Origin of the sequence: Neolewinella lacunae, from assembly GCF_014349155.1 — a bacterium.
Classification (GTDB): domain Bacteria; phylum Bacteroidota; class Bacteroidia; order Chitinophagales; family Saprospiraceae; genus Neolewinella; species Neolewinella lacunae.
In genome coordinates, this window is sequence record NZ_JACSIT010000091.1 from 1 (window position 1) to 24857 (window position 24857).

Sequence of the window (24857 nt, forward strand, 5' to 3'; positions counted from 1 at the left end):
ACTTACCACTTTTAGTGATGTAGCAGGGGTCGAAAGCAATAACCCTGTCTTTACTCAGATGTTGCTTGACTAGGAGCAAGTTGAGTTGAAAAAAATCAAAAGATCTAGCGAAATTGTGCCGAAACGTACTCTCGTCGCGTTCGTCGTAGCGGGCAAGGTGAGTGAAGTTGTAGCGGCCGTGGATACACAGCCACAAGTCGAACAAGTCAAGTAAAAAATCTCGTTGCCAGACGCCAATGTCATCCATTTGCTGTATAATTGTGCGAGCGAGGGCGCGAGTCTTCGTAGGACAAGTCATAGCTTGGTGTGTTTGGTAACTTCCAAGATATGTACTTGTCCGTTTTCATCCAAACTGGCCCATTTTTAGCCTAAAATCACTACGGACCATTGCCCAAATCAGCAAACCCTGCACTTTCATTGTCCGGATCCTGCTCCGCGAACTCCCCAATTGGAATACTTGGCCCCAAGGAAATTCCGAGGTAACCCCTTTCGCCTTGCGCAGCCATCCCGGTTGCGATGGCCAACAGCATCAGCATAATAAGTATAGTCTTCTTCATTTGTGGTGAATTTAATTTGTTAAGCATTAGGTTTTGGAAAGCTCCCCGTTTTTCAGGGGCAGGGATCCCCAATGTTGTACGTTCTTGCTTTAAGCATAGATGCCCCCAAAAGCACCTGAAATTGGTGCTTTTCTCACCACTTCATTTTGCAGTATACTTTCGTTTAGTTTCCAGCTGAATTTTACTCCCCAATTCTCCTGATTATGCAAAGGGCATCCCCTTCCGCGAGGTGCGGAATAGACCTTCTCAACGATTGAACCTTAAATTTTCTGTTCCGTTGCTAAAATACCCAACTAGGCCGTCGGAGAGACAACAAGGAAGACAGTAAAAAATATGATCAAATGAATAGGTAAGGGTATAGCTGTATCGAAAATGGGTTTATTTATCCAGTAATAGATGGCCGGAAAGGTAAAGCGTTTTTCTGAATTTCCCACCTTCGCTGGTATATTTTTTTACTCGGAGATATAATTTTTTAGGCTCGCTACCGGTTCCAGACCTCCGGTCCGGCTGGATTTTTTAGCCCATGGAGTTACATGGAGTGAGGCATGGAGTTACTTGGAGTGAGGGCAAAACTTGAGGAAAAGACCTTCCCCGTACGTACCGCAGGCCGGAACCGAGTCAATTCATTATCAGGAGTGTGCTTAAAACTTCAGGCCAAGCCCTACGCTGAAGTTTAACGTTCTAATCTTCTGGCTCACATCACGGGTCTGGGTGGCACCCTCACTGATGCTTATCACCACATTGGAAAACTCTGGCTCTGCGGTGAAATAATCAAGGTTGGTCGTTAAACAGAGCTTGTTCCCTAAATCAAAGGTAAAACCTCCCCCGTAGAGCTGTCCGAACGCTGATGCAGTTGCGCTGCTCCGCTCAATAGTTAATATCGTTATGCCTCTCGAATTTCCTACAGCTTCTATTTTAGGCGAAGTGGCACTTACAATACCGGCCATTACCCGCACGTAAAAACTTAGTTTATCCGAAAAGGGAACCGAGCCAAACCCACCCAGCATTGCTGTGCGAACGCCCCAACTACCACTTTCAACATCATAATCAAAATCTATATCGAGTATTTCATTGAACCTCTCATACCGGACTTCGTCATCAAATGGGTTTAGCTGTCCGCGCAACATGGCCGTTATCCCATAGTTGCCCTTGCCCAGCTGGTAGACGAGAGATAGGTCCAGCATTGCGCCCATCTCCCCAAACCCTGCTTCTTCACTTCTGTCGTCCTGGCTCGCGAACACCCCAATTGGAATACTTGGCCCCAAGGAAATTCCGAGGTATCCTCTTTTGCCTTGCGCGTCCAGCCCGGTTGCGATGGCCAACAGCGTCAGCGTGATAAGTATAGTCTTCTTCATTTGTGGCGAATCTAATTGGTTAAACATAAGGTTTTCGAAAGCGGGCCTTTTTCATGGGTAGGGATCCTCGTTTTGAAACCAATTTCTACGGAGGGGTAATCTTCCAAGGCAAATGTTTCTATGAAATGTACATCGTGAAGTCAAGACGTTTTACGTCGCAGCAGACGGGATCCGGACCTCTGGTCCGGCAGGGTTTTTAGCCCATGGAGTGGCATGGAGTTACTTGGAGTTTTTGCCGAGGTCTCACCGTGAGGTCAAGATGTTTTACTTCGCAGGCAGACATCCAGGGGGCATTATTCGACGTGAAACGTCTCAACCATCCCCTACCCCTTAATCACCCGAAAAACCTGCCCCTGCACCCGCACGTAGTAGCTCCCGCGCGGGAAACTCGTCAGCGAAAAATCCCGGGCCAGGTGGGCAGCGGGGCCAGCCCAAAGCCGCTGGCCCAGGCCATCGTAGACGCTGGCGGGTGCGGCGAGCAGTGCCGTTGGTAAATCCCAAAACAGCGTTCCGGTGGTCGGATTAGGGTACGGCGCGGGCCAGCGTTCCAACCCCGGTTCCGGCACCGCGTTGGGGCTACAGGTCTCAACTTCCAGCGTCAAGCCCAGATTTTGGATAAAATCCGGGCATTCCCCGGGGGCCGATACTACCGTATAGCTGCCCGGTTGGGTCACGACCAATTCAACACCATTTTCACCCTCCAATGGGCTGCCATCGCGGAACCAGCGAACGTTCACCGCCGTCTGGTCCAACAGCCGAAAACGCAGGGTATCGCCGGGGCAGAGCAGGGATTGCCCCTCGTCTCCGATCGTGAAATCGCCCGTACTTTCCACGGCGGGCGGCAGGAAAACCAGTCCATCCACCAACACTTCGGGCGCCCGCAAAGTAGTGCCCTCACGTACGATTTCGGCCGAGAGGTAAAGTGGAGTATCTCCGTAACAGATTGATACGGTGGAGTCGGTCGCGCCCTCCAGCAACAGCGTATCCGTACTCCCGAAGGCCCGCGTGAACCAGCGGTAAGAGGTGGCGGAATCGACCCGAAACGTCTCGCACGCGTTCGGGCACAGCAGCAAATTGCCGGTGATGGAGGGCGTTTGGGCCAAAAGGCCGGGTCCGGCGAAGGGCAAAAATGCCAGGCAGCAGAGTAAAATTCGCAGCATCGTGTAGGTGATTGGGTTACTGCCTGTCCAGACGGTGGTGCGCGGCGGAAGCGTTGGTGGGTTGGGGTGGAAAATGGTTTTTATTGGGGCGCGGCCGCAGGTGCCAGGAATTGAATAAGGAGCGGGGAAGGGTTCTCGGGGCGGTCTCTTGCCCATGGAGTGAGGTCAAGAACTTTTACGTCGCAGCAGCCTGGATCTGGGCCTCCGGTCCGGCGATGGTTTTTAGCCCATGGAGTAGCATGGAGTGAGTCATGGAGTTTTGCTGCGCAGTATTTCATGCTCATGGAGGGAGGTCAAGACGTTTTACGTCGCAGCAAACCGGATCCGGCTGGTTTAAGCCCATGGAGCTACTTGGGGATCTTGCTTTAGGGCTAGCGTTGACGCACAGATCGAGAAAATTTCACTTTGCTGGGGAGAACTTATCTGGGCAAGCCTACATTTACGGTGCGGAGCGCTCCCAAAGGCCCCTTGGTTCTGCCGAAGTCCTCTGCCGGGAGAATTTCCTCCCGCAGTCCTCGTCCCTGGCAAGAGAGGGAACGTCGCTGAGGAGCGCAATACGGTAGCCAGGTGCTGTGGCGTCTCTGTTGAGTTTGAGTGGCGGCCCCGCAAAGCCAGTTGCTTTGCCGCAGCAGCCGGGAGATAGGCTTAGTGTTTAAAACAACAATAAAGCAACGATGAATCCTTTCAAAAGCACGTACAGTTCAGACCAAACGGACCAAGAACTCATCCAACAAGTCTTGGAAGGGAACAAAAATGCTTTAACCCAACTTGTGGAACGCCACCAGCCTTTCCTCTACAACACAGCGTGGAAAATGACCGGCAGCATCGCCGACGCGGAAGACCTCACGCAAGAGACCTGGATCAAAATTATTAGTAATCTCAGCCGCTTTAAACAAGAAAGTACTTTCCAGACCTGGGCTTACCGCATCGCAAAAAACCATTTCCTCAATAGTAAAACTAAGGCATCGAGCGTATTTGCCAATAACTTTGAAGAATTGGGTGCACGTTTAGATGCTGCCCCCAACACCGATTTATCCGAAAGTGAGCAAATGGAACAGCGCGAAACCATCCGGGAAGTGCGCTTGAATTGTCTGTCGGGCATGTTGCTCTGCCTGACCAAAGAACAACGCCTGATCTACATCATTGGGGAAATATTTAGTGCCGACCACACGATTGGGTCAGAAATAATGGAAATCAGCAAGGCCAACTACCGAATGAAATTGAGTAAGGCCCGGAAGGATTTGTACAATTTCATGCAAAACAAATGTGGGTTGGTTAATAAGGCCAACCCGTGCCGCTGCCACAAGAAAGTAACTTTTGCTACCGCCAACGGCATGGTGGATGCCAAAAACCTCCTTTACAACCGAAAAGAGTACTCGACATTCAAGGAGCAACTAGGGGATGATGCCAACTTTTTGGTCGACGATTCAGAACTCAAATACGCGAGCCTGCACCACGACCACAGTTTTAAAACGCAATTCGAGAAGAAAAACTTCCTCGTCCAGCTCCTGGATGACGAGAATTGGAAAAGCAGATTGAATTTGAATTGAGCGCCCGGTTTTAGCCCTTTGTTGAGCCACCATCCCACTGCTCCGGCGCAAGAGGAACAGGCAATTTAGCGCAGCTTCGCGGCAGGGCGGCAGGGCGGGCAAAAAAAATTCTCGAAAGTCTTTACACCTGCGGAGTCCTCTTGTCTAAGGAGGAAAAGACCGCTGTATGGGAGTGAAGATCTTCGACAAAAGCCTGCCACGACACATCAAAACTGGCATCTGGGCGAGTATTGTGTCAGCAGTGATGCTGATTGGCATTGGCATTTTTTGGCTGGTTCACCCTGCCGCCGCGGAAGGCTCCTTCACGATTGTCCCGGACTCCGATGCAGCCCTGCGGTTTGCAAAAATCGCCTCCATCTTTAAGGCGGTTGGCGATGTACTTCCCCCCATTTTCGTACTGTTCGCAATCCGGTTTCGGCAATACACCCTGGCTGGCTACTTCCACCTGGCGACCCTCCTTCTGGTTATTGTCGTGGACATGTTTGTCTGGGGCCTTTTCGTACCCAACGCAAGGGCTACGGACATCCTACAACACATCCCCTTTGCCATCCCCATTATGGTTGCGGCGTACTGCTTTTTGAAACCAATCAATAAAAATCCATAATCATGCTTCTCTTCATCCGCGTTTTCCTGGTGCTGTACGGCCTCATTGCCATTGCCACAGGTTTTATGGGGACTACCACTGCGTATGACCCTGCGGCAGTTGATCCGATGACGGATAACAACCACCGTTACGTTGCAGCTATTTGGATGGCCACCTCACTAGCCTTTTTCTACGTGGCCTGGAACCCGTCCGAAACCGCCCTGTTTCGTTTCCTGATGATTGCTGTTTTCTTCGGGGGTATTGTCCGGACCGCAGCCTTGATCCACTACCCCCCAACCCCCTTCATCATTTTCGGCATTTTGATAGAATTGATTCCAACCGCACTAATGCTTTGGTTTCACACGAAGCTATTAAACGCTGGTTCACTATAAAAAAACATTTATAATGTTATATTCCAATCAAAAAGTACTCATCACCGGTGGGGGTTCAGGCATCGGGCTTTCCCTTGCAAAAAAATTCCTGACCCACAACAACACGGTCATCATCACGGGTAGGAACCTTTCTAAACTGGAAAAGGTTAAAGCCGAATTTCCTGGCATCCATATCTTCCAAAGTGACGTAACCCAGGAGGACGAGGTTAAACAGCTAGCGGCAGCCGTTCAAAAAGTCTTTGGCGGCATAGATGTCTTAATAAACAATGCGGGAATAATGCTGCTCCTGGATACGGGCAACGAAAACAATGACCTGCAAAAGCAAATGGAAGAAATAGAAATCAACTTCCACTCCCCTATCCGGATGCTGCACCACTTTTTACCCCAGCTGAAGAAAAGTAAAAATGGAGTACTGGTGAATGTTTCCTCGGGCCTGGCCTTCGTTCCATTCGCTCAATCACCTGTGTATTCGGGCACAAAAGCCGCCGTGCATTTCTGGACAAAATCTATTCGTCCTCAGCTAAAACCCTATAAAATTAAAGTAGTTGAGCTTTTGCCGCCGGTGGTAGACACCAAATTAGCGGCGGATGCGGACTTAAAAGACGACAACCTGAATCCAATGCCACCCGAGCGATTGGCAGATATTTTCTGGAAAGACTACACCAACGGTAAGGAAGAAATTACCCCGGGAATTTCAAAAACATTAAAGATCATGAGTCGCTTAGCGCCCGCCTTCATTTTCAAGCAACTTAACAAGCAAGCCATTCCAAACAAATAACGCAATGAATAAATCACTGGCGTACATTTCAATAATCGGCATTGCCGCATTTGTAGGCAACATGCTGGTCATTGGCCTCGGGTTTGGGACCTACTGGCAAACGCTGGACCCCGTGGAATTCATGAAGCAATTCACGCTTCAGTTCCCCAACCTACTCCCCCCGACCATGGGCATTCTCTTGCCCGCCCTGATTGCTACCATTGCTTTGGTGGTGAAGACGAAAGGTCAAATGGAAGTCCGTAAAAACTGGAGCATTGCGCTTGCGGGCCTGGTCATTGCTTGCACGATAACCAGCGTTTATCACTTGCCCGCCAACCTAGGCTTTATGCAATCAAAATATTCCGCCGAAGAAGCTTTGAGCAAACTCCATTGGTGGGTGATCCTTCACTGGGTCAGAACCATTGTGGTTTTCACCGCTGCCATTTTTGCAGTTAGGGCTTTTGAGGTGTCTCGTAGTAATTCAACAACATAACAAAACGATGAATCCGAAAACAATTACTTACGCACTCTTAATGCTAGGCATTATGGCGTTTCTCAATATCAAAGCACAAGATGTATATCCAGGAAAAGCCCAGAAGGTAGAAAAGGACATATCTGCAGATTTCCCTTTTGAATCAAAATACTTAAGCCTGGGCGCTGAGAATATTCATTATATAGAATCTGGCGAAGGAGACCCCGTTCTGTTACTACACGGATTGCCAGCCAATGTTTATCTGTGGAGAAATATTATACCCCAGATAGATGATAATAAAAAAGTAATAGCCCTTGATTTTCTAGGTTTTGGCAAATCGAGTTTCCCAAAGGATAGCATTGTTTCAGTAGAAGTACAGTATAAAATGTTCACCGACTTCATTGAAGCCAAGCAACTCAAAAATGTTACTTTGCTCATACAAGACATTGGCTCATTGGTAGGCATGCTGTACGCAATCAGAGAGCCACAGAACGTAAAAGGAATAGCCCTCTTCGAAGCACCTTTTATGCCTGCTGAAGTGATGTACGATCAACTGCCCTTTAGCTTCAGGTTCTTTATGAAATTAACGCGTACCCAAAAAGGGAATGAAGCGTGGATGGTAAAACGGAATTTTGCAGGCAAAAAATTAGCAGTAAATTTTTTCACGGGCAGAAAATTACCAAAAGAAGCGTACCAGTATTACACTCAACCCTGGGATGAGCAAGAACGACGCTACGCAATAACCAAGGGGCCGGACCCGGCGGTATTGTCATACACGAAAGGAAAAGGCGAAAGTGAATTTGCTACTTTATTAGACACAATTTCCAGCGGAATGAAAGTAACAAAACTGCCAATTCTATATCTCTATGCCAAAAAAGGCTTGGTAAACCGAAAAGAAGCCGTGGAATATGCGATGGAAAATTTCAGAAATGCCACTTATGTATACCTGGGTAAAGGGAAGCACTTCCTGAGCGAAAGCCACCCGAAACAGATGAGTGATGAATTTAACCAATGGTTTGAAATTTTAAAATAAAAAAATGGACAATTTTACAATTTTCAACATGCAAACCATCGCAGGTTTGCTCACTTTTTACTTCGCGTTCAAGTGGTTCGTCTTTCCTAGGCTCGCTAAACTCAGTGTCCATGACGCATTGGTGCCGATGGTGCTTATTCACGGCCTTCGTTACTTAGGGATGGTCTTTATGGTAGACACCCAAGTGTACGACGAATTCCCCGACGACTTAGCATTTACCGTTGGCATTTGGGATTACGCTACAGCGATCCTTGCCGTTGCTACCGCTTTTGCTTTGAGAAACAGGTGGAAGTACGCCATACCCTTAGTTTGGGTATTTAACATCTTCGGGGTCACAGACCTGGTGGTGGCCTTCCCCCAAGTATTTGCCATAGAGTTCTACAATTATGATCTGGGGACTATGTGGTGGGCATTCACAACCATCGGCGTTGTGAATTTGATTTCCCACGTCTATATTTTCTACCGCTTACTCCGGCCGCATCCTACCGCTCCCACAGTGGCTGTAGATTACAACAAGCTCAGCGATACAATCTAAGAACTTGTCCAAATTTTTACTCCCTGATAAACAAGCAGTTTGCGACGCAAACTTCAAATTGTCAGACTTTATTTCTCTCCCTTTTCAAGATATAGTGGTTAAGCTTCTTGAAGACCCCACACCGCCATTAAATAAATAAATCTTTTCAACAAATCAATTATGACCAAGCAAGAAATCACCAGGCAGCTGAAAAAAACCATCAAGCAGCTAAAAGCGATTATCGAACAAGACAAAAAGGGCAAGAAAGCCAAAAAAGCCAAAAACAAAGCGAGGTAAAGGAAACGGATAAAGGGGAATCAGCTGAATAGTCATTGCTTCGGCCACCAAGTATAATAATTTCACGCCCTTTCATTAACTGCAATCGAAACACCTCCTCCTCTCCAAGAACAGGAAACAGTTCGGAAAAAGCAATTTTGCAAACAACACATTTTTGAAAAACGGTCCGCACATCCAAACCACTACTCCAGCACCCGATACCCCCAAAACATTGAGTGGGTCGGTAGACTTGGAAGATTGGGAGCGGGTCTTGAGCATGAAAGCAACGGAGCAAAGTATCGAACAAGAAATTGCAGCGTGTATTCGAGCTTACGCTAATAAAGTTATAGCGAAACATTATGAACAACAAAACCAGACCCACCCTTATTTACGTAATTGTCGCACTAACGGCACTGACTGTTACGAGAGCTCAGGCTATTTATTTTCTCTTCACTTTAGAAATGTTTGGTGGCACCAGTCCTGACGAGTGGCTTGGGCCATGGGTCACTGATTCCATTTTGGGGATTATGTTGCCTTTAGTCATTTACTTTATTTTAAATGGCTCGGGAATGAAAACCTGGGCCCTGATTATCGTTTACAGCGCGCTCGGTTCGTTCGACTACGCCAATGGTTTAGTAACGGAATGGCTACATCCATTACCTGAAGAAACGGCTGGAAGGATGTTAGTATTTTCCGCCCTTGCCGCCACGTTAACCTTTCAGATCGTTGCCACCTATTTACTTTTTCAGGATAAAGCAGTAGGTCATTTTTTTAAGCAGAATCATTAGTTGTTTAAATTGCTATGAGAAAAATAAAGCTTCAAAGGGTTATTGTTATCGCCCTGACCATGAGCCTCGTAGGAGGGCTACAGTCATTGTACGATTATGCCATATTAATGAGTCTTTTTAGCTTAGGTCCGTCATCGCTGTATCAGTTTAAAACCGAGTTTGTGTTCAATCTTGCGTCAGGTTTCGGAGGTGGTTTGGTAGCTGGGGTGACGCTAAATTTAATTGACGAAAGATATCGTACTAAACCTTACTACCAGAGTCTGTTCATTTTGATCGCTATGTTCATAGCCGTCTGGGTCATCAGGAATATTATCGAGGGCTTAATTCAGGTGCAAATGGGAGGCACGTTCTATTTTTCATTCGACGCAACGGACATTAAAAATATTTTCTTCTGAATGATCATCGTCATTCTCGCTTACTTCTTCCTCGAAATGAATAACAAGTTCGGCCCTGGGAAACTGCAGAAAATATTTCTAGGCAAGTTCAATACACCAGTTGAAGAAGAGCGAATTTTCATGTTTCTTGACCTGAAATCTTCCACAACCATAGCCGAAAAACTAGGGGGCATACAGTACCACCTCTTTCTAAAAGAGGTTTTTTCTGATGTCACGATCCCCATTTTGGCTACTCAGGGGGACATTTACCAATACATTGGTGATGAAATTGTCCTAACCTGGGAGATAACCCACCCGGAGAATGCAGTCAACTGCATTCAATGCTTTTTTGAAATCCAGCAATTGCTTGAAAAAAAAGAAAGCAGATACCTACGGAAGTTCGGGCTGACGCCACAATTTAAAGCTGGGGCGCACTTTGGATATGTGATAGCGGGCGAAATAGGGGTAATTAAGCGAGACATCACCTATTCAGGGGACGTACTCAATACTACCGCACGCATCCAGGGCATGTGCAACGAATTGAAAAGTAATTTCCTAATCTCCCGGCCTTTATTTGAAATGGGTGGATTGAATGCCCAGGACTACAAATTCGAGCAAAAAGGCGATATCTTGCTAAAAGGAAAGGCAGAATCAATGGAGTTAATAGCGGTTACCTTGCAGCTATAATTTCCAGCCTGGGACATCCCAGGAGAAGAGTTTAAACGCGAGGTCAAGACGTTTTACGTCGCAGGGAATTACTGTGCGACGTAAAACGTCTCCACCTCACGGCTCAACCTCACGCCGCCCTAAGCAAAGTCCTGGGCTAAAACGGAACGCACATCGGTGGCGGGTCGACCGAGGAGCGTGGGGATATCCTGCGTGACTTTATTTGCCGCTCCGGAGCGCATGAGGTTGTAAACGGGGATCATGTAGTCGGCCACGAAGGGAGGAGCTCCGGCGGCAGCCAGTGCCCCACGGTAGGTTTCGTCGCTGGGTTCGGGGTAGACGATGGTTTTGCCCGTCAGCTCAGAAATCAGGGCGGCGATGTCGTGCATGCTGTGGACCTCCGGACCGGTCAGCTCGTACACCCGGCCAACGTGGTCTTCCGTTGCCAGGGCCAGGGCCGCCACCTCGCCGATGTCGGCCGGGGCGACGAAAGCGGCTTCCCCTGCCCCCGAGGGAGTAAAAATGATGCCTCGCTGCTCGATGTTTTCCCGTTCGTAGATGCCGAAGTTGCTGGCGAAGAAGCTGGGCCGCAGGATGGTCACCGGTAAGCCGGAGGTCCGCAGTTTGGCTTCCATTTCCGCGTGGAAGGGCAGCTCCGCCAGGTCGTTCATCCCCAGGGCACTGAGGTAGGTGACGCGGGGCCGGCCGTGGTCGGCCAGGTAATCCAGGAAGGGAGCGACCATCTCGCTGAGTCCCGGTTCCAGGGGTGGGCCAACGACAAAAACGGCCGCGTGGCCATCGACGGCCGAGTAAGTACTGGGGTCTTTGAAATCGAAAATGGCCGTAGCCGTGGGGGCTCCCGCGATGGCTTGGCGGCTGGCGGCCGTGACGGCCACGCCAGCGTGCTGTTGCAGGGCAGCAACTACCTGCCGGCCAATGGTTCCGGTAGCACCGGTGACGAATACTTTAGTCATGTTAAAATGCTTTTGTTAACGGGGCAAAGTTGGGTGCGATTAGTACCTTTACGCAAGTAGGTACGAAAAAGTCAGGTAGGTACCTAAAAGTAACCAATGTTGAAAATCAGGTAATTATGTCCGAAAAAAATATGCCCCTCCGCGATGCTGGCCCCAAAAACACCGGTTTTGGGCAGTGTCCGGTGATGACCTCCCTGGCCGTCATCGGCGGGAAATGGAAGCCGGCCATCCTGTATTTTCTCCAGCAACACGGGGTACTGCGCTTCGGCGAACTGCGCAAGGTGGTGCCGGGCATCACCCAGAAAATGCTCTCGCAACAGCTCAAGGAATTGGAAACAGATGGCATCATCGTGCGCCGGGTGTACGCCGAAATTCCTCCGCGGGTGGAGTACCGGCTCAGTACGTTGGGCGAGAGCCTCCGGCCCATGCTGGACGCGATGGCGAGCTGGGGGATGGATTATTTGCGGCGTGGGTGAGCTTTAGACCGGATTAGCCCATGGAGGGGCATGGAGTGAGGCATGGAGTTGCATGGAGTTTTTTTTGCGGGAGGTCAAGACGTTTTACGAGCCCATGGAGTTACCTGGAGTTAAGCATAGAGTTACGTGGAGTGGATCCCGACCTCTGAATTTACCCCGCCTTTACACCTTTTTACATTTGGATCGGGGCCGGTGGCCGGGGCTGGCGCTACTTTGCCGGCCTTATCATCACCCGTAGTCGTGGTGTGACGGATCGTCACCCCGCACCACCCTACTCAAGCGATTTTCCCATGCATTTTCGTTCCCTGCTTTTTCTTCTTTGCTGTTTGAGTGCGTCATTGTGGGCGCAGTTGCCGCCCGTTAGCCCGAAGGCCGAGTTGCGGCAGCAGGTGGGCAATACCCATATTACGGTGGAGTTCGCCCGGCCGATCGCCCGGGGCCGGAAGATTTTTGGGGGCCAGGTGCCCTACGGACAGCAGTGGCAGACCGGCGCGGAGGCCACCTTCATCCGTTTCGACCAGCCCGTCACCATCGCCGGGAAGGAACTGCCAGCCGGTGGCTACGCGCTGATCACCATCCCCGATAAAACGGAATGGACCATCATGATCCACGACGCCGCGCACGGCAGCATGCGTTACGACAAATCAACCTATAAGGTCCAAATCTGCGTCCCCGTCACCCAGCCTAACCGCTTTTACGAAGCCCTCTCGCTGGAGTTCGACGTGCTGCAACACAGCGCCCGCCTCTACATCACCTGGACGGACGTACAGGTAAGCATCCCCATCGAAACGCAATCGGAGCAGTCGGCCACGGCCTACATCAACAACCTGCTGAAGAGCTCCACGCCATACGTCGAGGAAGACCATTTCCGGGCAGTGAATTACCTGCTCTTCAATAAGGTAGAACCCGAAAAAGCCATCTCCCTCATCCAACGGATCCAGCGGGACAATCCTGCGGAATACCCTTACCGGCAGCTCGTGCGGGCCTACCTGCAACTGGGCAAAAAAGAGGCGGCCCTAAAGGCCCTCGACGAAGGAAGAGCTGCCCTCCGCCGGGAGTACGCCGATGACCAACAGACGCTCAATGCCTTTCTTGAGGCTTATACGGAGCAGCGGGCGAAGATCGTGGCGGGCACGGCGGATGGGCAGAAGGCTTGGTGAGGTGCCTGCTTCGCAGTTTTTTTTGAACCACTAAGCGTACGAAGGGGAGCTTCGCTCTTTTTTTGAACCACTAAGCACACGAAGAGGGGCTAAGTAGGGCAAGACTGGATCCGGACCTCTGGTCCGGCGAGGTTCTTTTTGACCATGGAGTGGCATAGAGTTGCATGGAGTTTTTTGCGCGAGGTCAAGACTTTCCACGTCGCTGAAGGAAATTCAAAGCGTCCACATTCGGCGTATAACGCCTCAACCAATGGTGGAACGCTTTGACCTCACCATTCAAGCTCATTACGTAATCAAAATAGTTTCATTTTAAAATTTATTTCAACTTTAGCATCAATTTGTTTGCCCAGTTGCGTAAGCGGCCCTACTTTTGAATCAAATAGTGAACCATGGGCCACTTTATCATCAAGGACGCTACACTTTTTGGCGAAATTTTGCAAGAACACCCCTTGGACATTGACCTGGAGACGATCACTGTGCGCGACTTGATTGCGGCGAGGGTGACGGAAGAAGTGGGGCGGCGGAACAAGCTTACGCCAGAGCATTACCGCTATCTGGTGGATCTGGCCCCGGCCGAAAGCCGCCTCAACGCCATGGTGCGCAGGCTCTCGGGGCTGAAGGCAGTGGATGCGGAAAATCCGATCCTGGAAGCACTACAGGCCTTCGAGCGGAACGTCTTTTTCGTCCTGGTGGGCGACCGGCAGGTAACGTCGCTGGAAGAAGTTATTCCTGCTACGGCGCAACAGGAAGTCACCTTCATCAAGCTTACCCAATTGATTGGTGGGTAGACAAATCCTTACGCTGATGATCAAGCAATTGTTACCATTCTTCGCTCCGAAGACTTCCCCGGCACCTGCGGCCGCGCCCAATGCACCTGATTTTGCCCGCACCGTGGCCGCCATTCAGGAAACGACGGCCCCAAAAGACTTCGATTTCAATCCCTTGCTCGATGCGTTTGGCCTGCCCATGAACCTGCTGATCAAGGAGCACGATGTCGAGCCCGGCCTCCAGGCCCTGCTGCGCCACGCCGCCACCGCCTCCGCCGCAAGGCCCTCCGCCACCTGGCGCAAGAAGGCCCGGGCGCTGGGTACGGCCTTCGGAGTAGAGGCCAGCACCGCTTTTTTGCAAGATTTCCTCCTGCTACTGCACGCCATTAAACCTACTACACCCGCCGAATACACCGCCACGGAGTACCGCGACTACCTGATCCACAAAAACCACCAGCCGGTGGTGAAGGGGCTCCTTTGGCTCTGCAGCCAGCAGGACCGCGAGGATTTTGCGCACCACCTGGGCGGCATTGCGCTGGTGGCCTACAAAAAAGTACCGGGCCAGGGACCGCTGGACCTGGCCATTGGCAACGCCTGCACCGCAGCGCTGGCCCTGATGGAAGGCCACCACGGCATCGGCCAACTCGCCAGCCTCAGCTACCGCGTTAAGCAGAGCAGCATCCGCAAAAAAATAGAGCGTTTGCTGGACGAAAGTGCGGGGACTCGCAACTTGAGTCGGCAGGAAATCGAAGATATATCCGTGCGCGACTACGGCCTGCGGGGCGATGTCCTCGAAAGCAGCATCGGCGAATACACCGCCGTGCTCCGGCTGGAAAAACCTGGCAAGGTGGCCCTCACCTGGCGGAAAGCGGACAAAACGCAAAAGAGCGTGCCCCAATCCGTACGCGCGCACTTTGCGGGAGACTTGACGCGCCTGAAAGCCACGAAAAAGGCGTTGGAAAGCGACAGCAGCAGTTTGCGGGACCGCCTGGACTGGAGCCTGCGCCTGAACCGCAGCCTCCCCATGGCCTACTTTTTGGAAACGTGGCTGGGCAAGGACTTGCTGCGCTACTTCGCCGACCGGCTCATCTGGCAATTCAGCGACGGCGGAGCGGAAACGGCCGTGAGTGCCATCCGCGGACCGGAGGGCTGGGAAAATGCCGCCGGGGAACCGGTGGAGGTAAACGACAAAAGCGTGGTGCGCATGTGGCATCCCGCGCTGGCTACGACCACCGAGGTGGAAGCCTGGCGGGCTTACTGCATCGCGCGGCAATTGACGCAGCCGCTGAAGCAGGCCTTCCGCGAGGTGTACCTGCTGACGCTGGCCGAAGAAAATACCCGCACGTACAGCAACCGGATGGCGGCACACCTGCTGAAACAACACCAATTTGCGCAGTTGGCGCGGGGTCGGGGCTGGACCTACTCCCTGATCGGTGCCTTCGACCACGGCATGGCGACCCAGCCCTGCTACCAGGAGCTTCAGGAAGTGGGCATCCGCGCCGAATACCTGATCCAGGAATTGGATAACCGGGACGGCTTCAACCAGATGGGCATTTGGAACGTGGTGGGCACCGACCAGGTCCGCTTTTTCAACCTCAACAATGGCCGGGAGGTGCTGGAGCTCGTGCGGGTCCCGCCCATCGTGCTCTCGGAGGTTTTGCGGGATACCGACCTGTTCGTTGGGGTGGCCAGCATCGGCAACGACGAGCAGTGGGCCGACGGGGGCGGGGAAAGGTTCCAGACTTACTGGCGGAGCTACTCGACGGATGCGCTTACGGAGCTGGGGGCCAATCGGAAACTCGCGCTGGAGCGGCTGCTGCCCCGCCTGAAAATTCGCAACGTGGCTACGCTCGATGATAAATACTTACGGGTGCGGGGTAAAATCCGTCACTATAAAATCCACATCGGCAGCGGCAATATTTTGATGGAGCCGAATGACCAGTATTTGTGCATCGTGCCGGGGCCGACGGGTGCGCGGGCCACTCCCGGCGAAGGCCTTTATTTGCCCTTCGAGGGCGACCGGACGCTCTCGATTATTCTATCCAAAGCGCTACTCCTGGCCGATGACGACAAGATAAAAGACGTGACGATAACGCGGCAGTTGAAGCGGTGGTGATTTCCTTTTTAGTAGGGATTTTTTGGGCGCGGGCGCGGAGATGGTTGAGGGAGAAGGGGATTTACAAAATACGATTTAGGATTTAAGATTTAGGATTGGGCTACGCGGCTGGGTGGTGGGCTTGCGCGGCTCGAAGGATTTTTACTGCGCGCAGGATTTACATTGGGATAGACGATAGACGATAGAGGATATTTGATTGGGCTTGCGCGGGAGGGGGGATTTTTTGCTGCGGCCGGGGATTTAGAACTGTGATGTGAAACGACTTGACCTCGCGTTGGCCGGGGAAACTCCAACGAACTTCATTTATCGAAAACGTCGGGCTTTACCCGACGCTACGCTGGTCCCTTCCAGGGACGATCAGCTAGAGCCGAGATTTTTAGCAGGATGGGGCTGGCTGGGAAAACTCCATGCTACTCCATGCAAAGCTCCAAGCAACTCCATGGGCTAAAACGCAAATGATGCTTGGAGGCAAACCGCGAATTGGTACCACCCCAACCACTTTAAAGATCTTGCAGCACCAATCGTTTATACATTTCTATTGGCATCATCCCAATCTCCCTTCTCCGCTTATCTAAATTTTCTACATCGTCTGTTTTGGCTAATTCGACCGTTTTGTTAACTGGGTCCACTTTGCTAAACTGCGTTCCGTATAATTGGTTTTCGCCATTGTTCATTTTGATCCTATCGTACAGATAGGCAAAACTTTGGCCGTCCATGTCACCATTTTTCACGGCGCTTTCTACGTTGCTAAGCTGAGCTTGCTGCCACTCCTTATCTTCGTCGCTATGTTGAATCATTAGAAATACGCCCTGCATAGCATCCCTACCTACTAATTGCTTAGTGGGAAATCCGTGTTGTTGAAAGATTTCTTTCAGCCGGTTTCTGTTTTGCTCGTCCACTGTGACGCCTACCCCTGGAGTGACGCTGGCAGGGTCAATCTGGTATTTCTCGATGATATCTTGCACTATATTGCCTCTGGCTGCTTGGTCGGCAACGTACATACGAATTAACTCCGCCTGCAATTCTTGGTTTTCTACGGCGGGGGCAGGGGTGCTGGCACAGGATGGTAATTCTGGAGAAAATTGCTTTGCGCAAATCTCTTGCAACGCCGCTTCTTCTTGAGCATTCAATAGCGTAGCAATTTCCCCTGATTTTCCAAGTTTATTTTTGACCTTAAGCCCTACGACGAGGTACTGAAGATCGAGTTGAGGCGATATGTTCCGTAGAGAGTCAAATTGCTTATCCGCCAACACAAAGTTTTCCTCGATGGAGCTTTCGATCATGCGCCACCCCAATTTCCAAATTTCTTCCTCCGTTCTTTGAGAGGGGCCAGCTGGACCACAAGACGCTAAAAAGCCTAGGCTGGCTATCAACAAGGTTAGTATTTTCATGCTGCGTTTCCTTTTTCGGTCACTCCTCGCTCCCGCTGTGAATGCCCGGTGCTGGGCCAATTGTGATTTGTGCATTCAGCTGGTCAGGGCAGTAAAATAAGGTCTTTCACAGACTTTGGAACAAGAGACGTACCAGCGTGGGACTTGGTGCCTGAAAACGCTAGGATTTCCCTAACACGCTTGACCTATACAGCGGCAATCTGCTGGGCCCCATACTTGGCTAGCCGCGAAAAACTCCATGCAACTCCATGTTAAACTCCAAGCAACTCCATGGGCTAAATGCCGCCCACGGATAAACTAGGTCTTGACCTCACGATACAACTTCGACGTGAAACGTCTTGACCTCACGATACAACTTCGACGTGAAACGTCTTGACCTCACGATACAACTTTCGACGTGAAACGTCTTGACCTCACGATACAACTGCGACGTAAAACGTCTTGACCTCACTCCACGCAACTCCATGGGCGAAATCCCCCCCCACGTTTCGCGTTTAGTCAATAACGAGTTTGCGCTGGACGGAACTTTCTTCGTCGCCCAACTTGACGACGTAGAGGCCTTTGGGAAGGGTGGAAAAATCAAAACCCAGCGTATTGTTGCCCGGGGAAAGGACTTGCCGCTGCTGCCGGAGCCGCTTACCGCTTACGTCGAATACGGAGACGCTGATCTTCGCCGCTTCTTGGGCGTGGTAAATGAGCTGGACCACACCCGATTTACTGGGGTTGGGATAAAAGGCGCCCACCGCTTCGTTGCCGCCGGAAGTGTTTACGCTGACCACTTCGCTGTGGACGAACTGCCCGTCAAAATCAATTTGCTTGAGGCGGTAGTAGGCCATTCCGCGGGTGGGTACATCCACCAAGAAGGCGTAATTTTGCGGCTCATTGGCGGTGCCACCTCCGGCCACCTCACCGATTTTCTGGAAGGCCAATCCATCCGTGCTGGCTTCCACTTCAAATTTTTCGTTGTTCTGTTCCGTAGCCGTTTGCCAAAGCAGGGTGGTTTTATTCGCGTTTTGCACTGCTTTAAAATACACCATTTCAACGGGTAAGCCGACGGAACTTTGCACATCGCCCGTTAAGATGGCAACAGGGTCTGCACAAAAGCCCGCATTATTCCAAGTTCCCAAACTCAGGCTGGGCGGATTAGGCGCGGAAGCCGACAAGTTGAAGTACAACTCAGCAGTCGTGTAATCCGGTGCATTGAGGGGGCCGTCATTATCGAGTTGTATTTCCCACCGATCCTGGGTAACGTCCCAGATAATGCGTAATTCACAAACGCCCGCCGGACAACTTTGCGTAAAATCGCCCGGTAGGCTTTCGTAGGTATTCCGGATGACTCCGCCGTCGTTGGTCGTTCCGGAAAGACTAAGCGTAAAGTTTTGGGCACCTAAAACACCGATACAACCTCGGTAGGTAATTTGCCCCTCGGAATAGGAGCACAGGGCACATAGCAGTACCAGGATAAAAATAAATCGTTTCATTGGTCGAATTTTTAAAGCAATTGAAGTAGGTGGTAATGCTGGCCATCCTCTGAAAAATTCGCTTCCACCTTGTTTCCTTTGTCTTTTTATTCCCGATTACCTATTTCCCGCGTACAATAGGTGAAGGCCCCGGACCATTACCGAAAGGGAGTTCAGGACAGCGACCGGATTCTCCGGCCAAGTGCACTAACCCTAAGTGATTAGTCCTCCCGGCCAGGAACGCCTAAAACGACAAAGGACATCCAGGATGACCAAGCGATATTCCAGGTTTTAGTAGCGTTACCAGGGCTGTTTTGGCCTGCTTTGCAGTGGCCGCCGGCAAGATAGGCAATTATAGCAGAAACGTGTTTTTCCGGCCAACTGCGGTGGAATAGACTTTATTAGTTATCGGGGACCTGCCGTTTTGGGAAGAGCCGGGCTAAAGCTGCGACAGTACTCTGGGAGGCCTGCGGTCGTGATTGGTCGGGCTAAAGCCGCGACAATACCTTGCGGGACTTCCACCGCTTCCCAAAGACATTCCCTGGCACCTGCGGCCGCGCCCTAAAAAAACTTAGCGGTACGACAAAAGGCCCGAAATTTTGCCCAGCCAAGGGCTTGCACCCGAGTAATTTTGTAGATTGGGCCCGCTAAAGCCGATCATGTACTATGGCCAACTACAATATTGATGCCGATAAGGCGCTGACTTACGACGTCATCGTTGTCGGGTCAGGAATTTCCGGCGGCTGGGCTGCCAAGGAGTTTACCGAAAAGGGGCTCAAGACCCTCGTTTTGGAGCGCGGGCGCATCGTCAAGCACGTCGAGGATTACCCTACGATGAACCTTGACCCCTGGGACATGGAGCTCCGCGGCGGGCTCACCCCCGAGGAAAAGGACCGCCACTACAAGGGCGGCCGCTCCGGCTTCATCGGTAAGGATACCGAGCATTTCTGGGCCAACGACCGTGAAAATCCTTACACCGAGGAAAAGCCGTTCCTCTGGATCCGCGCCCACCAGATGGGCGGCCGCTCCCTGCTCTGGGGCAAGCAGACCTACCGCTGGAGCGACATCGACTTTGAGGCCAACGCCAAAGACGGCCACGGCGTCGACTGGCCCATCCGCTACAAAGACCTCGAGCCCTGGTACACCTACGTGGAAAAATTTGCCGGCATCAGCGGCTCCGCCGAGAACCTCAAACAGCTGCCCGACGGACACTTTTTGCCGCCGATGGACCTCAACGTCGTCGAAAAATCCGTCAAGGAACGCATTGAAAAGAACCACCCCGGGCGCAAGATGATCATCGGCCGCGTCGCGCACCTGACCGAGCCGCTCAACGGCCGCGGCACCTGCCAGTACCGCAACCGCTGCAGCCGGGGCTGCCCCTACGGCGCCTACTTCAGCTCCAATGCAGTGACGCTGCCGGCGGCCAACGCCACGGGCAATCTCACGATTCGCCCCTTCTCCATCGTCCAGGAAGTGATCTACGACGAAAAAGCCGGCAAAGCCACCGGCGTACGGGTCATCGACGCGGAAACGAGCGAAGTGATTGACTACAAAGCCAAAATCATTTTCCTCAACGCCTCCACCCTGAGCAGCACCCAGATCCTGCTGAATTCCAAGTCCAGCCGCTTCGAAAACGGCATGGGCAACGATTCCGGCGAGCTGGGGCACAACCTGATGGACCACACCTACCGCGTCGGGGCCGTTGGCCAGGTGGAAGGGTTTGAAGACCGCTACTACAAAGGGCGGCGGCCCAATGGCATCTACATTCCGCGCTACTGGAACATTGACCGGGAGAGCCAGTCGGATAAATTCGTCCGGGGCTTCGGCTTCCAGGGCGGGGCCGGCCGGGGTGGTTCGCGCGCAGCGGCCAACCGCGCGGAATTCGGGGCAGAATACAAGGATTCGCTCTTCGCTCCCGGCCCCTGGGAGTTCTTCATCACCGGCTTTTCCGAATGTTTGCCCTACCACAGCAACGAGGTAAAACTCAACACCGACGTGCTCGACAAGTGGGGGCAGCCCACCCTGACGATCAACGCCGAGTGGGGAGACAACGAGCGGGCGCTCAACGACCAGGCGCAGGCAGACGCCACCGAAATGCTGGAGCAGGCGGGACTGACCAACATCGTCAGCTTCAACAACCAGCACGAAATGGGCTACGGCATCCACGAAATGGGCACCGCCCGGATGGGCCGCGACCCCAAAACGTCGGTTCTCAACGGCTGGAACCAGATCCACGCCGTCAAAAACGTCTTCGTTACCGACGGTGCCTGCATGACGAGCTCGGCCTGCGTCAACCCCTCCCTCACCTACATGGCGCTGACGGCGCGCGCGGCCAACTACGCCGTTTCTGAACTCAACAAACGCAATATCTGATGCTGAACCGTAGAGAATTACTCCGCCGCGCTTCCTGGCTGACCGGTGGTGCGCTGGCCGCGCCGGCGATGCTGGCGATTTTGCAATCCTGCCAGGAAGAAGCCAAGGCGAGCTTCGAGCCCACCTACTTCACCCCCGCCGAGGCGGCGTTTGTGACGGCTTACGTCGATACCCTCTTGCCCCGTACGGAGACTCCGGGCGGCCTGGACGTTGGGGTGGATCGCTTCATCGATAAGGTGATGGCCGCGGCCGGTCCGCGCGTCGATACCCCCGGCGATTTCGGGTCGGGCATCCGCGCGATGGAGGAAGAGGCCAGCAAATTGCACGGCCGGGCCTTCGCGGAACTGGACCTGGCGCAGCGCGGCGAATTGTTTGCGGCGGCCGAAGAGCGCTCGGCCCGCTACAACCCCCAGGTGTGGGGCACGGCGGTGGGCGAACAGCCGCCGATTGATTTTTACCGCTCTTTCAAATCGATGGTGCTTTGGGCCTACCTCAGCTCGGAAACCATCGCTACCGAGGTGCTCAATTACGACCCCGTCCCAGGCGAATACAACGGCGATATTCCGCTCTCTAGCGTCAATGGCCGGGCCTGGAGTTTGTAGTTTTTTTTGCTGCGCAGTATTTCGTGCTGGGCGCGGCCGCAGGTGCTCCCCCCCGAAGGGGGGAGTTAGGATGAGGAGCAGTGACAGCCTTCGCCTCACGGTTTATCGCTGCGACGTAGAAGGTCGTGACCCTCACTCCATGCCACTTCCATGGGCTGAAAAAACCCTCGCCGGACAAGAGGTCCGAATCAGGGCTGCTGCGAACCAAACCGTCTTGACCTCACGTCCAGACCTACTTAGCTCCTCTTCGTGTTCTTAGTGGTTCAAAAATGGTAGAGCCGTTATACGGCGACCCAATCCATTTTTCGGCGTACAACACCTCAACCATCTTTTCGTATCCGAAGTAGTTCAAAAACCCTGCGCAGCAGGCACCCATGGGCTAAAAAAACGCCACCACCAAATAAAACACCGAAGGGCAAAGCAAGCACCCCAGCCCCGTATAAAACGTCGCCGTAAGCGCACCGTAGGGCACCAGCTTTTCATCCGTCGCCGCCAGGCCAGCAATTACGCCGCTGGTCGTGCCCAATAATCCCCCAAAAACAATGGCGGAATGGGGATTATCCAATTGAATGGCCTTTGCGATGAGCGGCGTGACGATGGTCGTAAAAATGGTTTTTACCACGCCCGTCGCTACGCTGATGGCAATAACGTCGGAACTAGCCCCGATCGCCGTACCGGTCACCGGCCCCACGATGTAAGTACAGGCTCCCGCGCCAATGGTCGTCAGGCTCACCGCATCGGTATACCCCATTGCTAAGGCAATTAAAACACCGAGAAAAAAGGAGACCGATACGCCGGTGAACAGGGCAATCAGTCCTGCCAGGCCGGCCCTTTTTACCTGGGATAAATCCGCACTCATCGCGGTGGAAACCACGGCGAAATCGCGGAGCATCGCCCCGCCCAGCACGGCCATCCCCGCAAAAAGGGGGACATCGGCAATGCCCTTATTCCCGCCCAACAGCGCCAGCGCCAAACCGATGACGATCGCGATGGCCACGCCGGGAATTTTATTGCCCAGCAGGTGCTTCGCCACCCAGAAGGAAAACACCATCACCAGGCCCACGCAGAGGAAAGCGAAGATGAGCCCGTTTTTATCGATAATGTCTCTAGCGATCTCCATCCTCGGGTGATTGGGGCAGGGCATTTTCATCCCCTCGCCCGATTTTAGACAGCACGGGAACGAGCAACATGCATGCCACCGTCACCCCTACGCCCGCAGCGAGCGTCACAAAACCTCCGGAAAGGGCGGCCCGGACGTTGAGGGTGGCGGCCATAGCGACGATGATGGGAATGTACATGGCGCTCCAGAACAGGATGCCGCTTTCGGTCTCGGGCGGCAGCAGGTTTTTTCTCCGCAGGTAAATATTGGCGGCCATCAGAAGAAACATGGCAAAACCTACCCCGCCGATGTCACTGTCGATGTTGATGAGCTGGCCCAGCAGGTTGCCCAGCAGCTTGCCGATTAAAAAGCAGGCGGCCAGCAGCGCGACTCCGTAAATTTTCATAGATGGCCGCTGGAGTTGACAAAAAGATCTTTGATGGCTTGCTTGGTGACTTTCCCCATTACGTTCCGCGGGAGGTCTTCCTGGAGCAGGTACTTCCGGGGCGTCTTGTAGCCGGGGAGCTGTTCGTTCATCCAGGCCTTCAGCGCGGGGAGGTCGAGGTCGGCGGCCGCCGGCACTATGCTGGCACCAATGACTTCTCCCCATTCGTCATCCGGGATGCCCACCACGGCGCAGTCTTTGACGCCAGGGTGGTTGCGGAGCACTTCCTCAATTTCAATGGCGGAGATTTTGTAGCCGCCCGACTTAATGATGTCAATCGAATTCCTGCCCAGGATCTGGTAGCTGTCTTCGTTGAGCACTGCTACGTCGCCCGTGCGGAACCAGCCATCGGGGGTGAAGGTCTTGCTGGTTTCCTCCGGCTTGCCCCAGTATTCTTTGAAGACGTTGGCGCCTTTGATTTGGATCTCTCCTGGCTGTCCGGTAGCGGTAAGGGGCTGGTCGTTTTCGTCGGCCAGGCGCACTTCCACGCCCGGCAGGGGCTGGCCGATGTGTCCGGGCCGCCGCGTTCCGTGGTAGGGGTTACTGATGGCCATGCCCATTTCCGTCATCCCGTACCGTTCCAGTAAAGTATGGCCGCTAATCGCTTTCCACTGTTCCAGAACGCTCACCGGCAGGGCGGCGGAGCCGGAGACCATCAAGCGGAACTTCACCAGGGCGGTGGAGATCGCTTCCTGTTCTTTAGCCGACAGCGTATGGTAGTAAGCAATCAACTTGAAATAGATGGTGGGGACGGCCATGAAAACGTTCACCTCCCCCCGGCGGAACAACTCAAAAACCCCGGCTTCCCGGAATTTGGGCAAAAATTCGCAGCAGGCCCCGCTCCACAGCGCACAACTTAAGACGTTGATGATGCCGTGGACGTGGTGGAGGGGGAGTACGTTGAGCGCGTGATCATCGGGGTGCCATTCCCACGACGTGGTCAGCGCCGTAATCTGGGCTTCGATGTTGGCGTGGGTCGTTACCACCCCTTTCGGTGCGCCGGTAGTGCCGCTGGTGTAGAGGATGAGGGCATTGCGGGTGGGGTCTACTTCGGGCAAAGGGCCTTTTTCCTGGCCAAGTTCTTCGGCCGGCAGAAAAACGAAGGCCGGGTTACTGAAAAGAGGGTTGAGGAGTGCCGCGTAGTCCGCCGAAAAAACCACCGTCGAGGCCTGGGTATCGGTCAGGACGTATTCAATGGACGGCAGGGGATGTTTTTCGCACAGGGGAACGGCCACGCCGCCGGCCCGCCAAATCCCCCACTGGATGGCGGCGTAAGCAAAGCCGGCGGGTACCAGGAAGGCGATGCGGGCGCCGTTGAGGTCGGGCTCCCCGTTCAAAAGTTTGCGGGCAACGCTCTCTGAGGCGGCCAGGAGCTGGGCGTAGGAATAATCCTGTCCCTCGCTTTTTATGGCTGTTCTTGTGGCGAAGGCGTGCGCCCTCTCTACTAGTTGTATCATTCCCTGTTGGTTCGGCGGTGGTGTAGACGGGGTGTAACCGGACGGCAGCTGCCCAGCACC

Annotated in this window: 25 protein-coding genes and 1 pseudogene; 16 read left to right on the top strand and 10 right to left on the bottom strand. The window is 52.9% G+C overall.

Annotated elements, in window-relative coordinates; translation table 11 throughout:
- The 4 genes and pseudogenes from H9S92_RS07925 to H9S92_RS07940 form a co-directional block, all read right to left on the bottom strand.
- A pseudogene (locus H9S92_RS07925) lies at positions 1 to 247 on the bottom strand (transposase); the annotation flags it as partial.
- A gap of 130 nt (positions 248 to 377) precedes the next feature.
- Positions 378 to 557, bottom strand: coding sequence for a hypothetical protein (locus H9S92_RS07930; protein WP_187466175.1), 180 nt, complete (start codon positions 555 to 557; stop codon positions 378 to 380).
- A 641-nt stretch (positions 558 to 1198) separates the two neighbouring features.
- On the bottom strand, positions 1199 to 1939 hold the full coding sequence (locus H9S92_RS07935) for a hypothetical protein (protein ID WP_187466176.1): 741 nt from the start codon (positions 1937 to 1939) through the stop codon (positions 1199 to 1201).
- Positions 1940 to 2235: 296 nt separating this feature from the next.
- On the bottom strand, positions 2236 to 3072 hold the full coding sequence (locus tag H9S92_RS07940; protein WP_187466177.1) for a T9SS type A sorting domain-containing protein: 837 nt from the start codon (positions 3070 to 3072) through the stop codon (positions 2236 to 2238).
- 674 nt (positions 3073 to 3746) lie between these two features.
- Between H9S92_RS07940 and H9S92_RS07945 the strand changes: the two genes are divergently transcribed.
- The 10 genes from H9S92_RS07945 to H9S92_RS07990 all read left to right on the top strand — a co-directional run bounded on the left by H9S92_RS07945 (position 3747) and on the right by H9S92_RS07990 (position 10498).
- Positions 3747 to 4622, top strand: a complete 876-nt coding sequence (locus tag H9S92_RS07945) for an RNA polymerase sigma factor (protein WP_187466178.1) — start codon at positions 3747 to 3749, stop codon at positions 4620 to 4622.
- A gap of 166 nt (positions 4623 to 4788) precedes the next feature.
- Complete coding sequence (locus tag H9S92_RS07950) at positions 4789 to 5226, top strand: hypothetical protein (protein ID WP_187466179.1); 438 nt, start codon at positions 4789 to 4791, stop codon at positions 5224 to 5226.
- Between the two features lie 2 nt (positions 5227 to 5228).
- Positions 5229 to 5597: a DUF4345 family protein gene (locus H9S92_RS07955; RefSeq protein ID WP_187466180.1), complete on the top strand. Its 369-nt coding sequence runs from the start codon at positions 5229 to 5231 to the stop codon at positions 5595 to 5597.
- Positions 5598 to 5610: 13 nt separating this feature from the next.
- A complete protein-coding gene (locus H9S92_RS07960; RefSeq protein ID WP_187466181.1) occupies positions 5611 to 6375 on the top strand; it encodes an SDR family oxidoreductase in 765 nt (254 codons plus the stop codon).
- A 4-nt stretch (positions 6376 to 6379) separates the two neighbouring features.
- On the top strand, positions 6380 to 6847 hold the full coding sequence (locus H9S92_RS07965) for a DUF1772 domain-containing protein (protein WP_187466182.1): 468 nt from the start codon (positions 6380 to 6382) through the stop codon (positions 6845 to 6847).
- Between the two features lie 7 nt (positions 6848 to 6854).
- Positions 6855 to 7859: an alpha/beta fold hydrolase gene (locus tag H9S92_RS07970; RefSeq protein WP_187466183.1), complete on the top strand. Its 1005-nt coding sequence runs from the start codon at positions 6855 to 6857 to the stop codon at positions 7857 to 7859.
- A 4-nt stretch (positions 7860 to 7863) separates the two neighbouring features.
- Positions 7864 to 8394 carry a hypothetical protein gene (locus tag H9S92_RS07975; protein ID WP_187466184.1) on the top strand — a complete coding sequence of 177 codons (531 nt, stop codon included), beginning with the start codon at positions 7864 to 7866 and terminating at the stop codon, positions 8392 to 8394.
- A gap of 614 nt (positions 8395 to 9008) precedes the next feature.
- The gene (locus tag H9S92_RS07980; protein WP_187466185.1) at positions 9009 to 9437 is read left to right on the top strand and encodes a hypothetical protein; all 429 of its coding nucleotides are present in this window, start codon (positions 9009 to 9011) and stop codon (positions 9435 to 9437) included.
- Positions 9438 to 9451: 14 nt separating this feature from the next.
- The gene (locus H9S92_RS07985; RefSeq protein ID WP_187466186.1) at positions 9452 to 9832 is read left to right on the top strand and encodes a hypothetical protein; all 381 of its coding nucleotides are present in this window, start codon (positions 9452 to 9454) and stop codon (positions 9830 to 9832) included.
- Positions 9833 to 10498, top strand: coding sequence for an adenylate/guanylate cyclase domain-containing protein (locus H9S92_RS07990; RefSeq protein WP_187466187.1), 666 nt, complete (start codon positions 9833 to 9835; stop codon positions 10496 to 10498).
- A gap of 119 nt (positions 10499 to 10617) precedes the next feature.
- Here the strand turns inward: H9S92_RS07990 and H9S92_RS07995 are convergent, their stop codons facing one another.
- Entirely contained in the window at positions 10618 to 11451 is an 834-nt protein-coding gene (locus H9S92_RS07995; RefSeq protein ID WP_187466188.1) for an NAD(P)H-binding protein, read from the bottom strand.
- Between the two features lie 116 nt (positions 11452 to 11567).
- On the opposite strand from H9S92_RS07995, the gene H9S92_RS08000 reads away from it, so the two are divergent.
- The 4 genes from H9S92_RS08000 to H9S92_RS08015 all read left to right on the top strand — a co-directional run bounded on the left by H9S92_RS08000 (position 11568) and on the right by H9S92_RS08015 (position 15970).
- Entirely contained in the window at positions 11568 to 11927 is a 360-nt protein-coding gene (locus tag H9S92_RS08000) for a winged helix-turn-helix transcriptional regulator (RefSeq protein ID WP_264757915.1), read from the top strand.
- Positions 11928 to 12217: 290 nt separating this feature from the next.
- A complete protein-coding gene (locus H9S92_RS08005) occupies positions 12218 to 13087 on the top strand; it encodes a DUF2911 domain-containing protein (RefSeq protein ID WP_187466189.1) in 870 nt (289 codons plus the stop codon).
- Between the two features lie 389 nt (positions 13088 to 13476).
- Positions 13477 to 13875, top strand: a complete 399-nt coding sequence (locus tag H9S92_RS08010) for a hypothetical protein (protein WP_187466190.1) — start codon at positions 13477 to 13479, stop codon at positions 13873 to 13875.
- A gap of 16 nt (positions 13876 to 13891) precedes the next feature.
- The gene (locus H9S92_RS08015; protein ID WP_187466191.1) at positions 13892 to 15970 is read left to right on the top strand and encodes a DUF4132 domain-containing protein; all 2079 of its coding nucleotides are present in this window, start codon (positions 13892 to 13894) and stop codon (positions 15968 to 15970) included.
- Between the two features lie 500 nt (positions 15971 to 16470).
- On the opposite strand, the gene H9S92_RS08020 is transcribed toward H9S92_RS08015, so the two are convergent.
- Positions 16471 to 17361, bottom strand: a complete 891-nt coding sequence (locus H9S92_RS08020) for a DUF6624 domain-containing protein (RefSeq protein WP_187466192.1) — start codon at positions 17359 to 17361, stop codon at positions 16471 to 16473.
- Between the two features lie 494 nt (positions 17362 to 17855).
- Positions 17856 to 18842, bottom strand: coding sequence for a T9SS type A sorting domain-containing protein (locus H9S92_RS08025; RefSeq protein WP_187466193.1), 987 nt, complete (start codon positions 18840 to 18842; stop codon positions 17856 to 17858).
- 645 nt (positions 18843 to 19487) lie between these two features.
- On the opposite strand from H9S92_RS08025, the gene H9S92_RS08030 reads away from it, so the two are divergent.
- Both H9S92_RS08030 and H9S92_RS08035 read left to right on the top strand, forming a co-directional pair.
- On the top strand, positions 19488 to 21194 hold the full coding sequence (locus tag H9S92_RS08030) for a GMC oxidoreductase (protein ID WP_187466194.1): 1707 nt from the start codon (positions 19488 to 19490) through the stop codon (positions 21192 to 21194).
- Complete coding sequence (locus tag H9S92_RS08035) at positions 21194 to 21796, top strand: gluconate 2-dehydrogenase subunit 3 family protein (RefSeq protein WP_246463733.1); 603 nt, start codon at positions 21194 to 21196, stop codon at positions 21794 to 21796. Before H9S92_RS08030 ends, H9S92_RS08035 begins: the two co-directional genes overlap by 1 nt.
- Positions 21797 to 22175: 379 nt before the next feature.
- Here the strand turns inward: H9S92_RS08035 and madM are convergent, their stop codons facing one another.
- The 3 genes from madM to H9S92_RS08050 are packed head-to-tail and all read right to left on the bottom strand — an operon-like array spanning position 22176 to position 24797.
- Entirely contained in the window at positions 22176 to 22916 is a 741-nt protein-coding gene (gene madM, locus H9S92_RS08040) for a malonate transporter subunit MadM (protein WP_187466195.1), read from the bottom strand.
- Entirely contained in the window at positions 22903 to 23301 is a 399-nt protein-coding gene (gene madL / locus H9S92_RS08045) for a malonate transporter subunit MadL (RefSeq protein WP_187466196.1), read from the bottom strand. The genes madM and madL overlap by 14 nt, the downstream gene beginning before the upstream one ends.
- Complete coding sequence (locus H9S92_RS08050) at positions 23298 to 24797, bottom strand: acyl-CoA synthetase (protein WP_187466197.1); 1500 nt, start codon at positions 24795 to 24797, stop codon at positions 23298 to 23300. Before H9S92_RS08050 ends, madL begins: the two co-directional genes overlap by 4 nt.
- Between the last annotated feature and the right edge of the window lie 60 nt (positions 24798 to 24857).

What these genes read in the sequence shown, in the direction of transcription:
- H9S92_RS07930 (WP_187466175.1), bottom strand. Translation starts at nt 557, where the DNA reads ATGAAGAAGACTATACTTATTATGCTGATGCTGTTGGCCATCGCAACC.
- H9S92_RS07935 (WP_187466176.1), bottom strand. Translation starts at nt 1,939, where the DNA reads ATGTTTAACCAATTAGATTCGCCACAAATGAAGAAGACTATACTTATC.
- H9S92_RS07940 (WP_187466177.1), bottom strand. Translation starts at nt 3,072, where the DNA reads ATGCTGCGAATTTTACTCTGCTGCCTGGCATTTTTGCCCTTCGCCGGA.
- H9S92_RS07945 (WP_187466178.1), top strand. Translation starts at nt 3,747, where the DNA reads ATGAATCCTTTCAAAAGCACGTACAGTTCAGACCAAACGGACCAAGAA.
- H9S92_RS07950 (WP_187466179.1), top strand. Translation starts at nt 4,789, where the DNA reads ATGGGAGTGAAGATCTTCGACAAAAGCCTGCCACGACACATCAAAACT.
- H9S92_RS07955 (WP_187466180.1), top strand. Translation starts at nt 5,229, where the DNA reads ATGCTTCTCTTCATCCGCGTTTTCCTGGTGCTGTACGGCCTCATTGCC.
- H9S92_RS07960 (WP_187466181.1), top strand. Translation starts at nt 5,611, where the DNA reads ATGTTATATTCCAATCAAAAAGTACTCATCACCGGTGGGGGTTCAGGC.
- H9S92_RS07965 (WP_187466182.1), top strand. Translation starts at nt 6,380, where the DNA reads ATGAATAAATCACTGGCGTACATTTCAATAATCGGCATTGCCGCATTT.
- H9S92_RS07970 (WP_187466183.1), top strand. Translation starts at nt 6,855, where the DNA reads ATGAATCCGAAAACAATTACTTACGCACTCTTAATGCTAGGCATTATG.
- H9S92_RS07975 (WP_187466184.1), top strand. Translation starts at nt 7,864, where the DNA reads ATGGACAATTTTACAATTTTCAACATGCAAACCATCGCAGGTTTGCTC.
- H9S92_RS07980 (WP_187466185.1), top strand. Translation starts at nt 9,009, where the DNA reads ATGAACAACAAAACCAGACCCACCCTTATTTACGTAATTGTCGCACTA.
- H9S92_RS07985 (WP_187466186.1), top strand. Translation starts at nt 9,452, where the DNA reads ATGAGAAAAATAAAGCTTCAAAGGGTTATTGTTATCGCCCTGACCATG.
- H9S92_RS07990 (WP_187466187.1), top strand. Translation starts at nt 9,833, where the DNA reads ATGATCATCGTCATTCTCGCTTACTTCTTCCTCGAAATGAATAACAAG.
- H9S92_RS07995 (WP_187466188.1), bottom strand. Translation starts at nt 11,451, where the DNA reads ATGACTAAAGTATTCGTCACCGGTGCTACCGGAACCATTGGCCGGCAG.
- H9S92_RS08000 (WP_264757915.1), top strand. Translation starts at nt 11,568, where the DNA reads ATGTCCGAAAAAAATATGCCCCTCCGCGATGCTGGCCCCAAAAACACC.
- H9S92_RS08005 (WP_187466189.1), top strand. Translation starts at nt 12,218, where the DNA reads ATGCATTTTCGTTCCCTGCTTTTTCTTCTTTGCTGTTTGAGTGCGTCA.
- H9S92_RS08010 (WP_187466190.1), top strand. Translation starts at nt 13,477, where the DNA reads ATGGGCCACTTTATCATCAAGGACGCTACACTTTTTGGCGAAATTTTG.
- H9S92_RS08015 (WP_187466191.1), top strand. Translation starts at nt 13,892, where the DNA reads ATGATCAAGCAATTGTTACCATTCTTCGCTCCGAAGACTTCCCCGGCA.
- H9S92_RS08020 (WP_187466192.1), bottom strand. Translation starts at nt 17,361, where the DNA reads ATGAAAATACTAACCTTGTTGATAGCCAGCCTAGGCTTTTTAGCGTCT.
- H9S92_RS08025 (WP_187466193.1), bottom strand. Translation starts at nt 18,842, where the DNA reads ATGAAACGATTTATTTTTATCCTGGTACTGCTATGTGCCCTGTGCTCC.
- H9S92_RS08030 (WP_187466194.1), top strand. Translation starts at nt 19,488, where the DNA reads ATGGCCAACTACAATATTGATGCCGATAAGGCGCTGACTTACGACGTC.
- H9S92_RS08035 (WP_246463733.1), top strand. Translation starts at nt 21,194, where the DNA reads ATGCTGAACCGTAGAGAATTACTCCGCCGCGCTTCCTGGCTGACCGGT.
- madM (WP_187466195.1), bottom strand. Translation starts at nt 22,916, where the DNA reads ATGGAGATCGCTAGAGACATTATCGATAAAAACGGGCTCATCTTCGCT.
- madL (WP_187466196.1), bottom strand. Translation starts at nt 23,301, where the DNA reads ATGAAAATTTACGGAGTCGCGCTGCTGGCCGCCTGCTTTTTAATCGGC.
- H9S92_RS08050 (WP_187466197.1), bottom strand. Translation starts at nt 24,797, where the DNA reads ATGATACAACTAGTAGAGAGGGCGCACGCCTTCGCCACAAGAACAGCC.